We start from the raw sequence: 16,067 nt of genomic DNA on the forward strand, positions 1-16,067 counted from the left end.
ACTTAAAGAGTGTGTTTACAAGAAAATATATTTGGTGATTTTTTTAAGGAGTGGGTGTTTGAAGAAAAAAGATCAATTTTTCTTTAATTTTTAGGAGGATATTCATTATTTTTTCTTTTTTATCAGTTTGAAATAATAGACTTTTTTAGTCGCATTCGCATCTCGTTAAAGGTTTTGTGGTGATAAAGGGAGCGTTTTTGAGAGAAGAAGTGTTTTGTTATGGTGGCAAGAGCGTTTGAAGCAAAATCAAAGAGAGTGAAAAAATCGCTCAGAGAATGTCAAAAAGAGGCATAAAACAATGTGATGCCATCCTGTATGTCTAAAAAAATTCTTTTCAAAAATATTTTGAATATTTTATTAAAATTTTTAAAAAGCAGTGATTTGTAGTGTTGCGAGTCGGCTATGTCTATGCTAGAAACCAAATGATTTTTGTTCTAGGTCTTAAGAGGAAGATTCTTAAGATTGAGAATGTCTGTTTCATTTCATCTGATAACTATCAGAGAGTCGCTCAAGGGAAAGAGGCGGTATTTCGTGTCGGGTTCATTTTCTCTCATACCGCTGCCGTTGGTAGATCAACGCTATGCGCAAGCGCTTTTTGATTGCGTTCAAGAAGCCGGAAACGTTGAAAAGGTTGAAAAGGCAGTGGAAGATCTTTTGCTTATTTTGGAGCAAAATAAGGATTTAAAACGCTTTGTGCTCAGTCCATTCTTTTCAGTTAAAGAGCAAATTAAGGTGATGCAATCTGTTTGTGCAAACATCAAATTTGCTGATAAAAACGCAGGGCAGGTTATTGGTGATTTTTTACGCGTTATTGCAATAAATCGTAGGCTTAGTGCCGTATTTGGTATTTTACATGCTTTTCAGCGTTGTGTTGCACGCGCTCGTAGGCAGGTTACTGCGCAAATTGTTTCTGCGCGCTCCTTAAGTTCTCAACAAAGACAAGAGTTGTGTGAGGCTTTGGAAGGTGTCGTTAGAGGAAAAGTTTTGCTACACATCATTGTGGATCCAACAATTCTTGGTGGATTAATCGTTCGTGTGGGGTCGTCTCAAATTGATACGTCTCTTCTCACAAAATTGTCTTCGCTTAAGCTTGCATTGAAAAAAGAGGTCAGCTGATGGATATTAGACCATCTGAAATTTCAAAAATTCTAAAAGAGCAAATCAAAAACTTTGACCAAAAGGCTGAGGTTTCAGAAATTGGTTGGGTTCTCTCTGTAGGGGATGGTATCGCTCGCGTTTATGGTTTGGATAATGTCCAGGCAGGGGAAATGGTCGCCTTTCCAAACGGTGTGCGCGGTATGGCCCTCAATTTGGAAGTTGATAATGTTGGTGTGGTCATTTTTGGCTCAGATCGCGATATTCGTGAAGGTGATTGTGTAAAGCGGTTAGGTGCTATCGTCGATGTTCCTGTGGGGCCCGCTTTGCTTGGGCGTGTGGTTGATGCATTGGGAAACCCTATAGATGGTAAGGGGCCCATTAAAGCAACAGAGCGTCGTCGTGTCGATGTTAAGGCTCCTGGAATTATTCCGCGTCAGTCAGTGCATGAACCGATGTCGACCGGATTGAAAGCGATTGACGCACTCATACCTATTGGACGGGGGCAGCGTGAATTGGTGATTGGTGATCGCCAAACAGGAAAAACAGCAATTTTGCTCGATACATTTTTAAACCAAAAACCTTTCCATGAAAAAGTGGCTGGACGAGAGCAAGACAAAGTTTATTGTATTTATGTGGCTATCGGTCAAAAACGTTCGACAGTGGCACAATTCGTTAAAGTTTTAGAAGAACGTGGGGCGTTGGAGTATTCTATTATTGTTGCAGCGACCGCTTCTGATCCAGCGCCACTGCAATTTATTGCACCTCTTGCTGGATGTGCTATGGGTGAGTATTTTCGTGATAATGGGCAACATGCTTTGATCGGTTATGATGACTTGTCAAAACAGGCGGTGGCGTATCGTCAAATGTCTCTTTTATTGCGTCGTCCTCCAGGTCGTGAAGCTTATCCGGGAGACGTTTTTTATCTGCATTCGCGTCTTTTAGAGAGGGCTGCGAAGTTGAATGCGGAAAATGGATCTGGGTCGTTGACAGCTTTGCCGGTTATTGAAACGCAAGCAAATGATGTTTCTGCCTATATTCCTACAAATGTGATTTCGATTACTGATGGGCAAATTTTTCTAGAGACTAATTTGTTTTATCAAGGAATTCGTCCTGCTGTAAATGTTGGTCTTTCTGTGTCGCGTGTTGGTTCTGCAGCACAAATTAAGGCGATGAAGCAAGTTGCTGGCTCGATTAAAGGTGAATTGGCGCAATATCGTGAAATGGCAGCTTTTGCGCAGTTTGGCTCTGATTTGGATGCGTCAACCCAGCGTCTGTTGAATCGGGGTGCGCGCTTGACAGAGCTGTTGAAGCAGCCACAATTTTCTCCACTTAAAACGGAAGAACAAGTGGTGGTTATTTTCGCGGGTGTGAATGGCTATCTTGATGCTTTGGCGGTTTCTGATGTTGCGCGGTTTGAGCAGGGACTTTTGGTGCTTTTGCGTAGTGATTATCAAGATCTCTTAAAGGCAATTGCTGAGAAAAAGCAAATAACAGACGAGCTGAAAGATAAGTTGATAACTGTTCTTAATACTTATGCAAAAAATTTCTCGTGATGAATTGATGGAATGCTTGAATGTCCTCACTAAAAGATCTTAGAGACCGTATCACTTCGGTTAAAGCAACACAAAAGATCACCAAAGCTATGCAGATGGTTGCAGCGGCAAGGTTGCATCGTGCGCAAGAGGCAGCGCAGTCTGCGCGTCCTTATGCGAAGAAGATGGCTGATGTTTTGACCAGTGTTGCTACTGATGTCGATGGTGTTGATGCGCCTGCTCTTATGCGTGGTACGGGGAGAGATGATGTGCATCTCTTGGTGGTGTGTACTGCTGAGCGCGGTTTGTGTGGTGCTTTTAATGTGCAAATCGCTCGTCGTGCACGTGAACAGATTAAGGTATTGTTGGCGGCTGGTAAAATAGTAAAAATTATCACTGTGGGTAAAAAAGGTGCGGATATTTTATCGCGTGATTACAAAGGCTTGATAATTGATCATATCGATTTGCATGCTGTAAAGCGCATTGGTTTTGCAGAGGCAGTGATGATTAGTCAACGGATTGTTGATTTATTCAATGAAGGCGCTTTCGATGTCTGTACGCTATTTTATTCTGAATTTATTTCTGTGATTAATCAGCGCCCAACAGCTTTTGGCTTGATTCCGATGATTGCTCCAAAAGCAGCTGTTAAGGCAATAGATGTTGAGGGGCAAACTGATCATAGCAAAGGGTCACAATCAATTGTTTATGAGTATGAACCTGATGCGGCTTCTCTTTTAGAGGCGCTTGTGCCACGCAATCTTTCGGTGCAAATCTTTCGGGCTTTGCTAGAAAATATTGCTGGTGAGATGGGCGCTAAGATGACAGCTATGGACAATGCATCGCGCAATGCAGGTGAAATGATTAATAAATTGACAGTCGCTTATAATCGTCAACGTCAGGCACAGATTACGACAGAATTGATCGAAATTATTGCGGGCGCTGAAGCGCTTTAAATGGAAAAGGTAAGGATTGATGGTAAATGCAGTAACCTCAAGCAAAGGAACAGAAAAAGGTGAAAAAAAGAAGCCAGCTGCTCGTTCCGGCGTGAAAAAAGCCGCTTCGAAATCTCAAGTGGATGTAAAGGCTTCAGCGGATGTAAAGGCTTCCTCTGTACCTGCGCGTGATGCAGCTAAAGATACACCTGTAAAAAAAGATACATCCGCAAAAAAAGAAGAGCATGCAAAAGGCGCTGTTGGTGAAATCAAGCAGGTTATAGGTGCTGTCGTTGATGTGCAATTTGAAGGTGAATTGCCAAATATTCTCAACGCTTTGGAAACAGAGAATTTAGGCAATCGCTTGGTATTAGAAGTTGCGCAGCATTTGGGTGAAAATACCGTGCGTACGATTGCTATGGATACGACTGATGGTTTGATGCGGGGTCAAAAGGTTGTGGATACAGGCACACAAATTAGCGTTCCTGTAGGAGAAGCAACATTGGGGCGTATTATGAATGTGATTGGAGAGCCGGTGGATAATGTGGGACCCATTCCTGCAACCAAAATGCGTTCTATTCACCAAGAGGCACCTGAATATGTTGAGCAATCAACCATTTCAGAAATTCTTGTCACCGGTATTAAAGTTGTGGATTTGTTAGCTCCTTATTCTAAAGGAGGTAAAATTGGCTTGTTTGGTGGTGCTGGTGTTGGAAAAACCGTTCTCATTATGGAGCTTATAAACAATATTGCAAAGGCACATGGTGGCTATTCTGTATTTGCTGGTGTAGGAGAACGTACACGTGAAGGAAATGATCTTTATTATGAAATGATCGAAAGCCGCGTGAATGTGAATCCAAAAGAGAATAATGGTTCAACGGAAGGGTCAAAATGTGCCCTTGTTTACGGGCAAATGAATGAACCACCAGGAGCACGTGCGCGTGTGGCTCTTTCAGGATTGACAATTGCAGAAAGTTTTCGTGATGAAGGACAAGATGTTCTCTTCTTTGTGGATAATATTTTCCGTTTCACGCAAGCAGGAGCTGAGGTATCCGCTCTTTTAGGGCGTATTCCTTCTGCTGTGGGGTATCAGCCGACTTTGGCAACGGATATGGGGGCTTTACAAGAACGTATTACCAGTACAAAAACAGGCTCTATTACTTCCGTTCAGGCAATTTATGTTCCTGCTGATGACTTGACGGATCCGGCGCCGGCAACGTCTTTTGCTCATTTGGATGCAACAACTGTTCTTTCGCGCTCTATTGCGGAAAAGGGAATTTATCCGGCGGTTGATCCGCTTGACTCTTTCTCGCGTATGTTGGATCCATTGATTGTGGGGGAAGAGCATTACACTGTTGCTTGCCAAGTGCAAACCATTTTACAACGTTATAGAGCGCTTCAGGATATTATTGCTATTCTTGGAATGGATGAACTTTCTGAAGATGACAAATTGCTGGTGGGACGGGCGCGTAAAATTGAACGCTTCCTTTCGCAACCTTTTCATGTTGCGGAAGCCTTTACTGGTTCACCGGGGAAACTCGTTCCTTTAGAAGAGACAATCAAAGGCTTTAAAGGTCTTTGTGCTGGCGATTATGATGATTTGCCAGAAGCTGCTTTTTATATGGTTGGTTCGATTGATGAAGCACTTGAAAAAGGAAAGCGTCTCATGGCAGAGGCTTCTTAGTAAGAAGCTTCTTTATTCAAAAGAAAACTGTTATGAATATTTTTCGTTAAAGAGGGCAAGTCGTTGAAGAAAACAGAGAGTCCTTGTATCGGGTGTTGTGGAGATTTTTGTGGAAAACAATAGAGAAGAGCATTTTTTATTTGAGCTTGTATCGCCTGAAAAAATTGTGTTTTCAGAGCAGGTTGTGTCTGTTGTTCTTCCTTCAGCCTCAGGTTCTTTGACAGTTATGGCACATCATGCGCCATTGATGGCAAGTATTGTGTTGGGTAGTGTGCGTGTTCGCACCTCTTTAGGTGAAAAATTATTTGCTGTATGCGGGGGCGTTGCAAATATTACCTTTTCGGGCTGCTCTTTATTGGTAGAGCACGTTGTGGCTGTAGAGCATCTTTCTTTTGATGTATTAGAACAGCAGATTTTGCAGGTTCAAGCGACGTTGGAAGGAGGAACAAGAGATGAGGATAATCATAAAATAGAGGCTTTTTTCCAGCAATTGTCAGCTGATGGTGCTGTGTTGATAGAGGCGTAGCAGCGTATACAGGAAAAAGGTGACATGAGCGGAAAAAAGAGTACGGTTGTGTTTGCTAAAAGGAGTGGCAAACCTTTTCCTCGTCCTGGTCGTATTTTTGCAGGACCTTTGCCAAAATGTTTTGTTTATATTTTTGCTTCTCTTATTTTGCAATGGGCTTATGGTTTAGGGGCTAATATTGTTCAGTCTAACATTGTCCATCTTACGGGTGATTTTCACGCAACTTTGACCGAGACAACATGGTTGGTAGCGGCCTATATGGCGCCAAATGTGAGTGTAGCGATTATGTTGATCAAAATTCGCTATCAATTTGGTTTGCGTGCTTTTGCTGAATTATCAATCCTTGGCTTCGTTTTGGTTTGCGTGTTGCAACTCTTTGTTACGGATTTGCGTTCTGCATTGATTATTCGCTTTTTTGCTGGGATTGCGGCTGCTCCTTTGGCTTCGCTTGCGCTGCTTTATATGATGGAGGCTTTTTCTCCAGCAAAGAAGTTTACTGTTGGTCTTAGTTTGAATTATATGAATGCGGCTTTAGCGGCACCTTTATCACGTTTGATTTCTCCTGATTTGCTAGAAAATGGTGGTTTTTCCAGTCTTTCCGCTCTGGAAATGGGGTTGGTTCTCATTAGCTTGGTCTGTATCTATACTTTGCCTCTAACGCCTGTTGTCCGCAGTAAGGTTATTCAAAAGTTAGATTGGATAAGTTATGGTTTAATTGCTTTTGGTCTTGGATTAAATGCCGTGATTATGTCTGTTGGCATATTGTATTGGTGGTATGAAGCACCATGGATTGGTTGGGGGCTTGCACTTGCTATTTTCTCGTTGGCTATTGCTATTATTATTGAGCTTAATAGAGAAAAACCGTTGATTGATCTCCGTTGGATTTTCAGTAAAGAAATGGTTCAATCTGTTTTGATTTTATTGATCTTTCATGTTTTTTTGTTGGAGCGGTCAAATTTGCCTGTAGGTTTTTTTAATCTTTTTGGTTTACTTAATCGTGAAATGGCGCCCATGTATCTTGCGGTGACATTGGGTATTCTGTTAGGGGGGGCTGTTTGTGTCTTTTTTTTACGGGCGGGGCGTGAAGATTATTTTTATTTGTTATCTTTAGGTTGTTTGGCGCTGGGAGCTTATTTAGACAGTCGTGTAAACTATTTAACGCGTCCGAAAGATATGATGTTGAGCCAAGGGTTGGTGAGTTTTAGTTATGCACTTTTTTTGCCTCCTGCTCTTTTCAAAGGGTTTGTGATCGCTGGTGAGCGAGGACCGCGTTATGTTTTGAGTTTTATTGCGGTTTTTTTGCTAACGCAAGTGACAGGGGGATTAATGGGATCGGCTTTTTTTGGCAGTTTACAGTTTTATTTTGCCCATAAAAACTTTGAGTCCTTAACACAAAATATTGTTGTGACTGATCCGCTTATTTCTGGTGAGATGAATACTTTGTTTTCGCCTTCTTATGGTGCCTCTGTTCCTCATGGTTTTGGGAGTGAACAGGGTACTTCTATGTTGATAGAAAAATTTAAGTTAACAGCAAATATTTTTGCTTATGATGACGTTTTTCGGCTTTATTTTTATATTTCAATGATTGTATTCATTATCTTTCTTGTCACAATGGTTATTAAGTCATGCTCTTTGCGTACGTTAGAAAAGTAGAATGATATCATAGAAGAGGGGTGCAAAAAATGATAAAAGCATTACGGTCAAAAGCTACGATTGTTGCATTCCTGTCAGGCATTACGGGTGTTTTGCTAATTTTGTGGGCTTGGAGACTTCCTCCTTTTGTAAATAACATTCAAATAACGGATAATGCTTCCATTAAAGGCAATGTTACTCTGGTTAGTTCACAGATCTCTGGGGTGATTGCACGGATTTATGTGCAAGATTATCAACGTGTTGAAAAAGGAATGCTGCTCTTTGAGCTTGATGATTCTCTTTTTCGTCAGCAGCTTGCACGGGCACAGGCTGTTCTCGATTCAAAAAATGCAAAACTGGCAAGTATTGAATTGCAAGCTCAGATTTTACAGGGAGAAGTTAATGCTGCAGAAGCGGAATTAGCGCGTTCACGAGCATTCTCCAATGTTGTTCCTGATAGTAAAAAGTTAGGCTTTGGTGATGCGGCAATTTCTGATTCTCGTCCTCTTTCACAACTCTTGGCAGCCCTAGAAACAAAACGGCAATTGCAAAAACAATTAAATCTTGAAAAACAGAGTTTACAGTCAGAAGTTTCGGGAGCAAAGGTAAGTGTTGAATTGGCAAAACTTAATCTCGATCATACAAAGATTTTATCTCCTAGAACAGGCTATATTGGATTGGTTGGCGCTAGGGTAGGGCAATATGTTATGCCGGGTACGCAATTGGTCTCTGTTATTTCTGATGATATTTGGATTATTGCTAATTATAAGGAAACACAACTTTCGCAGATGCGTGTGGGACAACCGGTTGTTTTTTCTGTTGATGCATTGAACAACAAAAAATTAACAGGGCGTGTGGTTCGTTTTGCTCCAGCGACAGGATCGGAGTTTTCATTGTTAAAAACAGATACGACAATTGGTAATTTTATCAAAATTGCGCAACGTATTTCAGTACGGATTGCTTTAGATCCTGGGCAGGAAGGGATTGAAAAGCTCATTCCTGGTATGTCCGTGGTTACGTATGTGGATACTTCGCAGCAGGTTGATTCTGGAGGATAAAATTTTGGGTTTTTTCAGTTTAATTTTTGCTTCATTTACTTATAGCAAATGGGTATTTACATTGGAAGATTTCATTTGGTTTGTTATACTGCATCTTTTAAAGCTCTTAAAATTCTTATATGTCATGCTGTGAAATAATGTTCCTTAGAATATTAAAGCGCATACATCTTTATTCTGTTCTATTTCCTTTGAAATTACTCAGTAAAAGAGGGGGATGCAATGTTGAAAGCTTTTCTTGTAGTTTCTCACAACGCTGTTCTTTGAGGTGCGGTGCCACCGCGTGTTTTGAGGATAGGGGTAGGGGACTGCCAGATAAAAAATTGAATGATAGACTGGCGAGATGGATGGAAAACTTACCTTTTGGAGAAAAGCGTAAAGTTAGGGGGGAGACGTAAAGTTTATATTTTGTAAACTATAAAAATGCCCGCTTTGAGTCGGGCATTAAAAGGGAAGGTTGTTGGTTGTGTTGTTAATTTTTACGGATCAGCAAGAAGCTTACTAAAACGACTCCTGCTGCTAATGCGAGGGTTTTTTTAGGATTTTCTTTCGCTTTTTTCTTTAATTCTGTAGCATGTTTGTTGAGATGATAAAGTGCGTGACGGCTTTTTTGTTTCCATGTGTTAAACAGCTCAGAAATGTTTTCAAAGCTATCATTTTGAGAACTCCAATGATTTACGGGGACCAGCTCTCTTTTTAATTGTGCTATACGTTTTTTAATTTTAGCATTTTTGTTATGGGGTGAAAATAGGCACATTTATTGACTCCTTCATGTGTTAAATTGTTGCGTGAAGTTGGAATTGTGTTTGGGGTTTTGCTATAACGGCTTGAAAATTGAAAGGTTGCATTGGTAATGTCGCGCGTGGGTGAGATGGGAATTAAGAGTTTGGGTTTAATGAGGCATTTCTTAATGTGCTCGAGTCCATTTCATGATGGTGTTTGTTAAGGATATAAGGTAAAAATTTTTACAAAATGGTATAAGATTCATTCATAAAGATGGTGGGCGATGTCTTCATTTTTTTGTTTGTTTAAAGTGTTGGGATAGCTTTTGGCACTTGAAATAGTTTATAAGGAGTTTTTATTCCTTATTTATAGTTTTTATCTATATGTTCTCTTGTGGCTGTAGGGAGTGGTATTGATTGATTCAATTAAGAAGATTTAAAATGATAAAATCTTACGATATTTGGTTTGCCATTCAAATTTGTAAAAAATAGATTATTATAAATCAATATGTTGGATTAATTGGGCAGTGCCTTTCATGCATTTTAAAAATTTGAGGACTTGATGAGTACGACCTATTGTTTATCTAAACCATTTGAGCGTCGTCGGTCTATTGGTGTTGCTGTTGGTGATGTGATCATTGGGGGGCAGAGCCCGATAGTTGTACAGTCAATGACCAATACAGATACAGCTGATGTTGATGCAACTGTTGCTCAAGTAGCTGCTCTTTGGCAAGCTGGTTCACAATTGGTTCGAATTACTGTTGATCGCGATGAAGCGGCAGCAGCTGTACCCAAAATACGGGAGCGATTGGAGAGGTTAGGATTTTTTGTACCATTGGTTGGGGATTTTCATTATATTGGCCATAAGCTTTTATCTGAGCATCCTGCGTGTGCTGAGGCGCTTGCAAAATATCGCATCAATCCTGGAAATGTTGGTTTTGGCAAAAAAAAAGATCGTCAATTTGCAGAAATTATTGAGATTGCTTGTCGGTATCATAAACCTATTCGCATTGGCGTGAATTGGGGTTCTCTTGATAACGCATTGTTAACACGGCTTATGGATGAAAATGCACAGCAAGAAAATCCTTTATCGGTTGCTGAAGTGATGCGGGAAACTGTTGTGCAATCTGCTCTGCAATCGGCTTTTTGCGCTGAGGAGATGGGATTGGGACGTGATAAAATTATTCTTTCTGCTAAAGTGAGTGATGTCCAAGATCTTATTGCTATTTATACTACCTTGGCAGTGCGTTGTGATTATGCTCTTCATTTGGGATTAACGGAAGCTGGGATGGGAACAAAGGGGGTTGTTGCTTCTTCGGTGGCTTTGGGCATTTTATTACAGCAAGGGATTGGCGATACGATACGAGTTTCCTTAACACCAAAACCTGGTGGTGATCGGACACGAGAAGTAAAAGTGGGGCAAGAACTTTTGCAAGTGATGGGGTTTCGGCAATTTTTGCCCGTGGTTGCGGCTTGTCCTGGTTGTGGGCGCACAACCTCAACGGTCTTTCAACAATTGGCGCAAAAAATTGAAGCAGATTTATACAAAAATATGCCTGTTTGGCGTGAAAAATACCCTGGCGTTGAAAGTTTGAAGGTTGCCGTGATGGGATGTATCGTCAATGGACCGGGGGAGTCAAAACATGCGGATATTGGAATCTCTTTGCCTGGAGTGGGGGAAAGTCCTGCGGCACCTGTTTTTATTGAGGGACAAAAGGTAAAAACTTTGCGGGGTGATCACATTGCTGAAGAATTTGAAGCGCTTTTGAGTGATTATATTCATACACGCTTTGGGCAGAGTTGAAATAAATTCTTTGAGTGCATTTTTTCTTCATTAAAGGCTGTATTTTTGCTTGTAAATCAATATTCAGTCCTCATTGTGGTTGCATGTTGAGAAATAAGATGATCGTTTATAAATTGATGCGCTTCTTCATTGTTTTCAAGCATTTTTCCTTAATAATACTGTCTTCAAACAGATCCAATAGAAAACTAAACGTGACATTATTTCCAGCAATTTTATGGGTTTCCATGAAAAGCTGGATAGTGCTGTTAGAATTTTTCCCAATTAATAGGATAATTTGAACTCTTTTCAAAATTTTATTGTTTAATTTTTTTACAAAAGCTTTATTGCTTGCAGATCGTGGGGTCCTGTACTTTTTTTCAAATACTTCAATACCTCAAAAAAGCTTTGTATTGCTATAACAGCCTTCTATGCAAGTTCATAAAAGTACAAAAAATCATAAACTGCGCAGATGGTTGGAAGTACTTATCTTCGAAAAATAAAAATCCATTTCGAACAAATATTACAGACTTGAGACGCTATAAAAAATATGGCTTGAGCGATTTTGTAACGGAATAAGTTATTCCAAATTATTAATTGACATAATTAATATAAATGCAAAATTAAAATAGGGAGAGATCATTCTTCCGAATATTATTTTAAACAAGAAGGTTAAAATGAAAGTAGAATCAAATAGTAAAGTGGTACTAGGAACGAAGATCAAGTCTTATTCTTCTACATCTGCTAAAGTAAAATCTTTGATTTGCGATTCTGCATTATCATAATTGAAAATATTGGAAGGGGTTGTATGACCCCTTCTATTTACGGTTGGGGGTGATATGTATTTACAAAATGAAGAGGCGCTATTATTGGCTCGCGATATGAGAGAAAGTAGAGTCAATTTGAATGTCCTTGGTTTAGGAAAGAGATCTCCGTATATTGGTCGCGAAGAAATGATAAGAACAGCGATGGTTTCTTTGTTTTGCGCTTATAAGAAAAGTATTGTTATTTCTGGTCCTGCTGGATGTGGGAAGACTTCTTTTGTGCGTGAGTTAGCTTTTAGGCTTAATCAGTTTAAGCCTATGTTGAATGGATATGTCATACTAGAGGTTAATTTAGGAAGCGTGATATCTGATACGGGATTACGGGGGGAGTTTGAACGAAAAATCGGAACTTTAATAGAAACTGTGTCTCCATATGAGAATGTCGCCCTTTTTATTGATGAAGGGCATTCAATCGCTAATACCAGAAGTGATGGAGGTATCGGTGCCATGGATTTATTCAAACCTTTTATGCTAGAACAGAATTTAAAGTTAATTATAGCGGCAACTTCTGCAGAATTAGCACATATTCAAGGGGATGCAGCATTTTTTCGTAGATTTCATCATGTACGCTTAGGTGAGCTCTCAATAGATGAAAAAATGAATGCTATAAGGCTACATATAAAATATCTTGAAGAGTATCATGGGCGTAAATTTTGTTTCGATAATTTTAATTTTGATAACACAAGTGATTTGCACGATTTGTTGAGTCATGTAGATCTTCAGCTTGCTAGGGGGAGATTTGAAAATGAATTTGCTATATAAAAACAAGTATGTTTATTCGTATACCATATCAGCGAGGCAAGAAGGTGATGAGGTTTTGATAGGGGCGGATCTGCAAAATGTTATAGCTCTTGATATGAGTGGTACGTCACCGAATGTTATAAAGGCTTTGGCGTGTTTTGATGCAGAGAATACCATAGGTGATATAATATTGAAATGTAACCTAGATACTGCAGAAAGCGAAGATTTTTTGTATTTAGCAAAATATATGCTTGATAATAGAATAATAGAACCACCCTTTTCAAAGGAGGATTCTATTAGAAAAGCTAGGCTTAGTGAGAGCGAGTATAATAGATTTGATAGGCAAATTAACTTATTCAAGCATGTATCAGGTAGTTTTGACAATGCCCTTTTAGCTAACTCCAAATTGAAAGATGCTAAGATAACTATAGTTGGTTTGGGTGGATGTGGAAGCTATGTTTTTTATACATTATCTGCTATGGGGGCAGGACATATTAAAAGCTATGATTTTGATATTGTCGAAGAATCAAATTTATCTAGACAGATACTCTATAATTATAGTGACTTAGGTAAAAAAAAGGTTGATGTTGCTAGAGATAAAGCTCCATAATTAGTCTTTCGACTCAATATGAGTTCTATGATGAAAAAATAGATAATATAGAAAAGGCATGCCGTCTATTCGAAAGAGCTGATCTTGTTATATGCGCAGCAGATAATCCAAGGCCAGCTTTTTTCCATTTAATGAACGAAGCTGCTTTTAATATGGGTGGCGCGCTGTTGTATGCTGCTTCGGCCATGGTAAATGCTATTGTTGGCCCGTTGATTATTCCAGGTAAAACAAGATGTTATGCATGTGTGAATCAGAATCATATGAAGGATGTTAATGAGTTTGAGTTTGTTAAGACTATTAAGCAAAACTATATGAATACTTTGATAGATCCGTATAATGCGGTTGCTGGTTCTTTGGCTGCTCTTGAGGCAGTAAAATATTTAACGGATTTTGACAAATGTCAAATTATAGAAAAAACATTATTTATTAATTTTTCCAGCTATAAAATTGATAGGACTGAAGATCCTTATAGCGGTTATTGCCCTATTTGTCGTAAAATATAAGTTTTTATCTTTATATAAATGATGTATATGGTGCCCTTTTTTGGCGTTATTGGGGGGGATGGATGACAAGTATATTAGCATTTGGATTTTTATTTAACGGTATAAGAATTTTAACAGGTGCCTTTATTGTATTTTATATGCTTGAAAAAGGGCTAACTCTTATTGATATCGGGATCATTAAGTCGTTTCAGGCTTTTATTATGATGGTTACAGATATTCCTCTGGGATATTTTGCCGATAGAAAAAGTTATAAAATATCGATCGTTTTGGCAGCGGCTTTTGCTGCTACATGGCTCTTTCTCATGGGATTTTCTACAAGCTTTTATGGATTTCTTTTGGCAGAATCTTTTAATGCCTTATCGCTGACATTGATTGCTGGCGCCTATAATGCTTTACTTGTTCAATATGCAAAAGCAAAATTGACATCGACTAAAAAAGTGCTGGGAGCGAGCTCTCAATATAATTACATCGGCATGTTTATATTCAGTTTGATCGGTGCTTATTTTGCTGATTATTCTAGCCAATATATATGGTATATCGCGGCGTTTTTAATGTTGATGACGACACTATTTGGTTTGTTTTTTCTTGATGACCTGAAAGGAGAGAAAAAACCAAATAAAGCGAATTCTCTCATTTATGACGCTAAAGAGATGTTGTCTATTTTTATTAGAGTTCCTTATATCTCTTTATGCTTTTATTTTTCACTGATCTTTTTCAATATATTCTCGCAGTATTGGCAGTGGATATTTAAAGATCATCATATTAATGTCACTTATTTTGATCTTGGTGTGACATTTTCATTGATATTGCTTTCTCAGCTCTTGGCTAGTTTTCTCTTTACAAAACTAAGTGAAAGAGTGAATTTTATTTTACTGTTGTTTCTTTCAGCTTCACTGATTTTACAATGGTTTTCTTTGAGCCGAAAAAAGAAATTGCTGTTATTTTAGTCTTTATGATTTTTTACTTAATTAAGTATACATATCTGCGTGTAGAAGTTGTTTTGCACGATAGTATTAGTGATCATTTCAGGGCTACATATGAATCTTTCTTGTCAACTGTTGGGAGATTTAGCTTATTGGTATTTTTTTACATGAGTGCGTATATGGTCAATATATTTGGCTTTTTCTCTCTCGTTTATATTTTGGGTATCTATTTATTGGTTTATCTGTTGGCAATGTTTTTTTAGAAGGAGCCCTAAAGAAATCTCAGTGAAAATAGTAACGTATTTCACGTGTGTTTCATGGGGTTTATAGTGGATCGAGGCTTTTATTTATTAAGGCACATCGTTGTTTTGTATGTTGAATGAGAAAGCTGAATAGTGTCAGTTATTCTTATTTAAAACTATGTATGTTGAAGCAATCAAAGTCATCTGCTTATACGTTATAAGTGGGCATGGCATAACAATCATTAAAAAGGAAATAAAAATGCTTCTCATGAATATTGCGCCAAGAGTTGCTGACAAAAGATTGGACGCTGATAAAGAGAATGATTGTGCTGGATCATATGCTTATTAAGGAATGGTGATGGAGCAGTTTTCCCATTTTCATTGGTTTCTTGCTGGTAACACTTTATCGCATTAGAGCTAATTAAGCAGTTGGACAATTTATAGCCTGTTCAAATAGACTTTTCTCATGACCGATTTTATTGTTGATATATCTAACACGTTTTATTCCTGTTTCCTTTAAAAGATGAATCATCTTGTTGAGATAACGACATCTTTTATTCTTATTTTAAGTATTTTCTCTTTGGTTGTGGCGCTAGCTCTGTATTTGTATTGTTGTGGGATGTACTCGCGTGGATAGTCTAGAGCAGTACAATAAGCTTTACGAAGAATACATAAATGAAAAATACGAGGCTTTTGAACATTTTCAAAAATAAGAGCAAGCAAGAAACTTCGTATATAGCCATGGTTATGAGAATATAGCGCCCAAATTTGATATTATATGGCATCGTTCCATACTTATTGTTTTATGTGGACGCTTTGTTAATTTATTGCGCGGTGATCATAATGAGGAGAGGTCATGGGCTTACTTTATGTCATAAGCAGTTTGCGTTATGACTATAATTGGAGAAAAAACAATTTTATTTGGGCATATAATATGTCTATGAACTCTACGGATTCCATGATTGATTATGCGAAAAAATTTCTTAATCCTTCAAGTGGAAATGGCATTAGCTCAACAACACAACTTATTGACCTTATGTCTAGTATGGGAGCTGGTCATGGTGACAACACTAAACAAATAGTGCGTTGTTGCATAGAGCTCAATACGATATATGACATGATGAAACTAAGAAAAATTTACAAATAACATTTAATGGGTAATGGGCAAAATTCTCTCGAAGGATATTAAATGACTATAATACTCTATTGATCAACGCGGCATTTTCTTATTTATGTTGCATGTTTTTTTATGATGCCTTCAAA

14 protein-coding genes are annotated in these 16,067 nt (G+C 38.6%); 13 read left to right on the plus strand and 1 reads right to left on the minus strand.

The window, feature by feature from the left end:
- Positions 1-531 precede the first annotated feature (531 nt).
- The 7 genes from atpH to ACFIJS_RS05880 all read left to right on the plus strand — a co-directional run bounded on the left by atpH (position 532) and on the right by ACFIJS_RS05880 (position 8,462).
- Complete coding sequence (gene atpH, locus ACFIJS_RS05850) at positions 532-1,116, plus strand: ATP synthase F1 subunit delta (RefSeq protein ID WP_375650603.1); 585 nt, start codon at positions 532-534, stop codon at positions 1,114-1,116.
- A complete protein-coding gene (gene atpA / locus ACFIJS_RS05855) occupies positions 1,116-2,651 on the plus strand; it encodes a F0F1 ATP synthase subunit alpha (protein ID WP_375650605.1) in 1,536 nt (511 codons plus the stop codon). The genes atpH and atpA overlap by 1 nt, the downstream gene beginning before the upstream one ends.
- A gap of 20 nt (positions 2,652-2,671) precedes the next feature.
- A complete protein-coding gene (locus ACFIJS_RS05860) occupies positions 2,672-3,583 on the plus strand; it encodes a F0F1 ATP synthase subunit gamma (RefSeq protein ID WP_375650606.1) in 912 nt (303 codons plus the stop codon).
- 19 nt (positions 3,584-3,602) lie between these two features.
- Positions 3,603-5,246 (plus strand): F0F1 ATP synthase subunit beta, encoded by a 1,644-nt coding sequence (gene atpD, locus ACFIJS_RS05865; RefSeq protein WP_375650607.1) that lies wholly within the window; start codon positions 3,603-3,605, stop codon positions 5,244-5,246.
- 109 nt (positions 5,247-5,355) lie between these two features.
- Positions 5,356-5,772, plus strand: a complete 417-nt coding sequence (gene atpC, locus ACFIJS_RS05870) for an ATP synthase F1 subunit epsilon (RefSeq protein WP_375650609.1) — start codon at positions 5,356-5,358, stop codon at positions 5,770-5,772.
- A 24-nt stretch (positions 5,773-5,796) separates the two neighbouring features.
- A complete protein-coding gene (locus ACFIJS_RS05875) occupies positions 5,797-7,425 on the plus strand; it encodes an MFS transporter (protein ID WP_375650610.1) in 1,629 nt (542 codons plus the stop codon).
- A gap of 29 nt (positions 7,426-7,454) precedes the next feature.
- Complete coding sequence (locus tag ACFIJS_RS05880; RefSeq protein ID WP_375650611.1) at positions 7,455-8,462, plus strand: HlyD family secretion protein; 1,008 nt, start codon at positions 7,455-7,457, stop codon at positions 8,460-8,462.
- Between the two features lie 469 nt (positions 8,463-8,931).
- Here ACFIJS_RS05880 and ACFIJS_RS05885 read toward each other — a convergent pair whose 3' ends face one another.
- On the minus strand, positions 8,932-9,216 hold the full coding sequence (locus tag ACFIJS_RS05885; protein ID WP_375650613.1) for a hypothetical protein: 285 nt from the start codon (positions 9,214-9,216) through the stop codon (positions 8,932-8,934).
- Between the two features lie 527 nt (positions 9,217-9,743).
- On the opposite strand from ACFIJS_RS05885, the gene ispG reads away from it, so the two are divergent.
- From ispG to ACFIJS_RS05915, 6 genes are all read left to right on the plus strand, one after another.
- On the plus strand, positions 9,744-10,985 hold the full coding sequence (ispG, locus tag ACFIJS_RS05890; protein ID WP_375650614.1) for a flavodoxin-dependent (E)-4-hydroxy-3-methylbut-2-enyl-diphosphate synthase: 1,242 nt from the start codon (positions 9,744-9,746) through the stop codon (positions 10,983-10,985).
- A gap of 815 nt (positions 10,986-11,800) precedes the next feature.
- Entirely contained in the window at positions 11,801-12,547 is a 747-nt protein-coding gene (locus ACFIJS_RS05895; protein ID WP_375650615.1) for an AAA family ATPase, read from the plus strand.
- Positions 12,531-13,136, plus strand: a complete 606-nt coding sequence (locus ACFIJS_RS05900) for a ThiF family adenylyltransferase (protein ID WP_375650617.1) — start codon at positions 12,531-12,533, stop codon at positions 13,134-13,136. The genes ACFIJS_RS05895 and ACFIJS_RS05900 overlap by 17 nt, the downstream gene beginning before the upstream one ends.
- Positions 13,137-13,183: 47 nt before the next feature.
- Positions 13,184-13,639 carry a ThiF family adenylyltransferase gene (locus ACFIJS_RS05905; RefSeq protein WP_375650638.1) on the plus strand — a complete coding sequence of 152 codons (456 nt, stop codon included), beginning with the start codon at positions 13,184-13,186 and terminating at the stop codon, positions 13,637-13,639.
- 62 nt (positions 13,640-13,701) lie between these two features.
- The gene (locus ACFIJS_RS05910) at positions 13,702-14,586 is read left to right on the plus strand and encodes an MFS transporter (RefSeq protein ID WP_375650618.1); all 885 of its coding nucleotides are present in this window, start codon (positions 13,702-13,704) and stop codon (positions 14,584-14,586) included.
- Between the two features lie 1,074 nt (positions 14,587-15,660).
- Complete coding sequence (locus ACFIJS_RS05915; protein ID WP_375650619.1) at positions 15,661-15,951, plus strand: hypothetical protein; 291 nt, start codon at positions 15,661-15,663, stop codon at positions 15,949-15,951.
- The last annotated feature ends 116 nt before the right edge of the window (positions 15,952-16,067 follow it).

Origin of the sequence: Bartonella sp. OT172YNZD (assembly GCF_042193725.1) — a bacterium.
In the GTDB taxonomy this organism is placed as follows: Bacteria; Pseudomonadota; Alphaproteobacteria; order Rhizobiales; family Rhizobiaceae; genus Bartonella; species Bartonella grahamii_A.

Bases quoted from the DNA above. Each gene is read 5' to 3' on its own strand.
- atpA (WP_375650605.1), top strand. From the start codon at position 1,116: ATGGATATTAGACCATCTGAAATTTCAAAAATTCTAAAAGAGCAAATC.
- ACFIJS_RS05860 (WP_375650606.1), top strand. From the start codon at position 2,672: ATGTCCTCACTAAAAGATCTTAGAGACCGTATCACTTCGGTTAAAGCA.
- atpD (WP_375650607.1), top strand. From the start codon at position 3,603: ATGGTAAATGCAGTAACCTCAAGCAAAGGAACAGAAAAAGGTGAAAAA.
- ACFIJS_RS05875 (WP_375650610.1), top strand. From the start codon at position 5,797: ATGAGCGGAAAAAAGAGTACGGTTGTGTTTGCTAAAAGGAGTGGCAAA.
- ACFIJS_RS05880 (WP_375650611.1), top strand. From the start codon at position 7,455: ATGATAAAAGCATTACGGTCAAAAGCTACGATTGTTGCATTCCTGTCA.
- ACFIJS_RS05885 (WP_375650613.1), bottom strand. From the start codon at position 9,216: ATGTGCCTATTTTCACCCCATAACAAAAATGCTAAAATTAAAAAACGT.
- ispG (WP_375650614.1), top strand. From the start codon at position 9,744: ATGAGTACGACCTATTGTTTATCTAAACCATTTGAGCGTCGTCGGTCT.
- ACFIJS_RS05895 (WP_375650615.1), top strand. From the start codon at position 11,801: ATGTATTTACAAAATGAAGAGGCGCTATTATTGGCTCGCGATATGAGA.
- ACFIJS_RS05900 (WP_375650617.1), top strand. From the start codon at position 12,531: ATGAATTTGCTATATAAAAACAAGTATGTTTATTCGTATACCATATCA.
- ACFIJS_RS05910 (WP_375650618.1), top strand. From the start codon at position 13,702: ATGACAAGTATATTAGCATTTGGATTTTTATTTAACGGTATAAGAATT.
- ACFIJS_RS05915 (WP_375650619.1), top strand. From the start codon at position 15,661: ATGGGCTTACTTTATGTCATAAGCAGTTTGCGTTATGACTATAATTGG.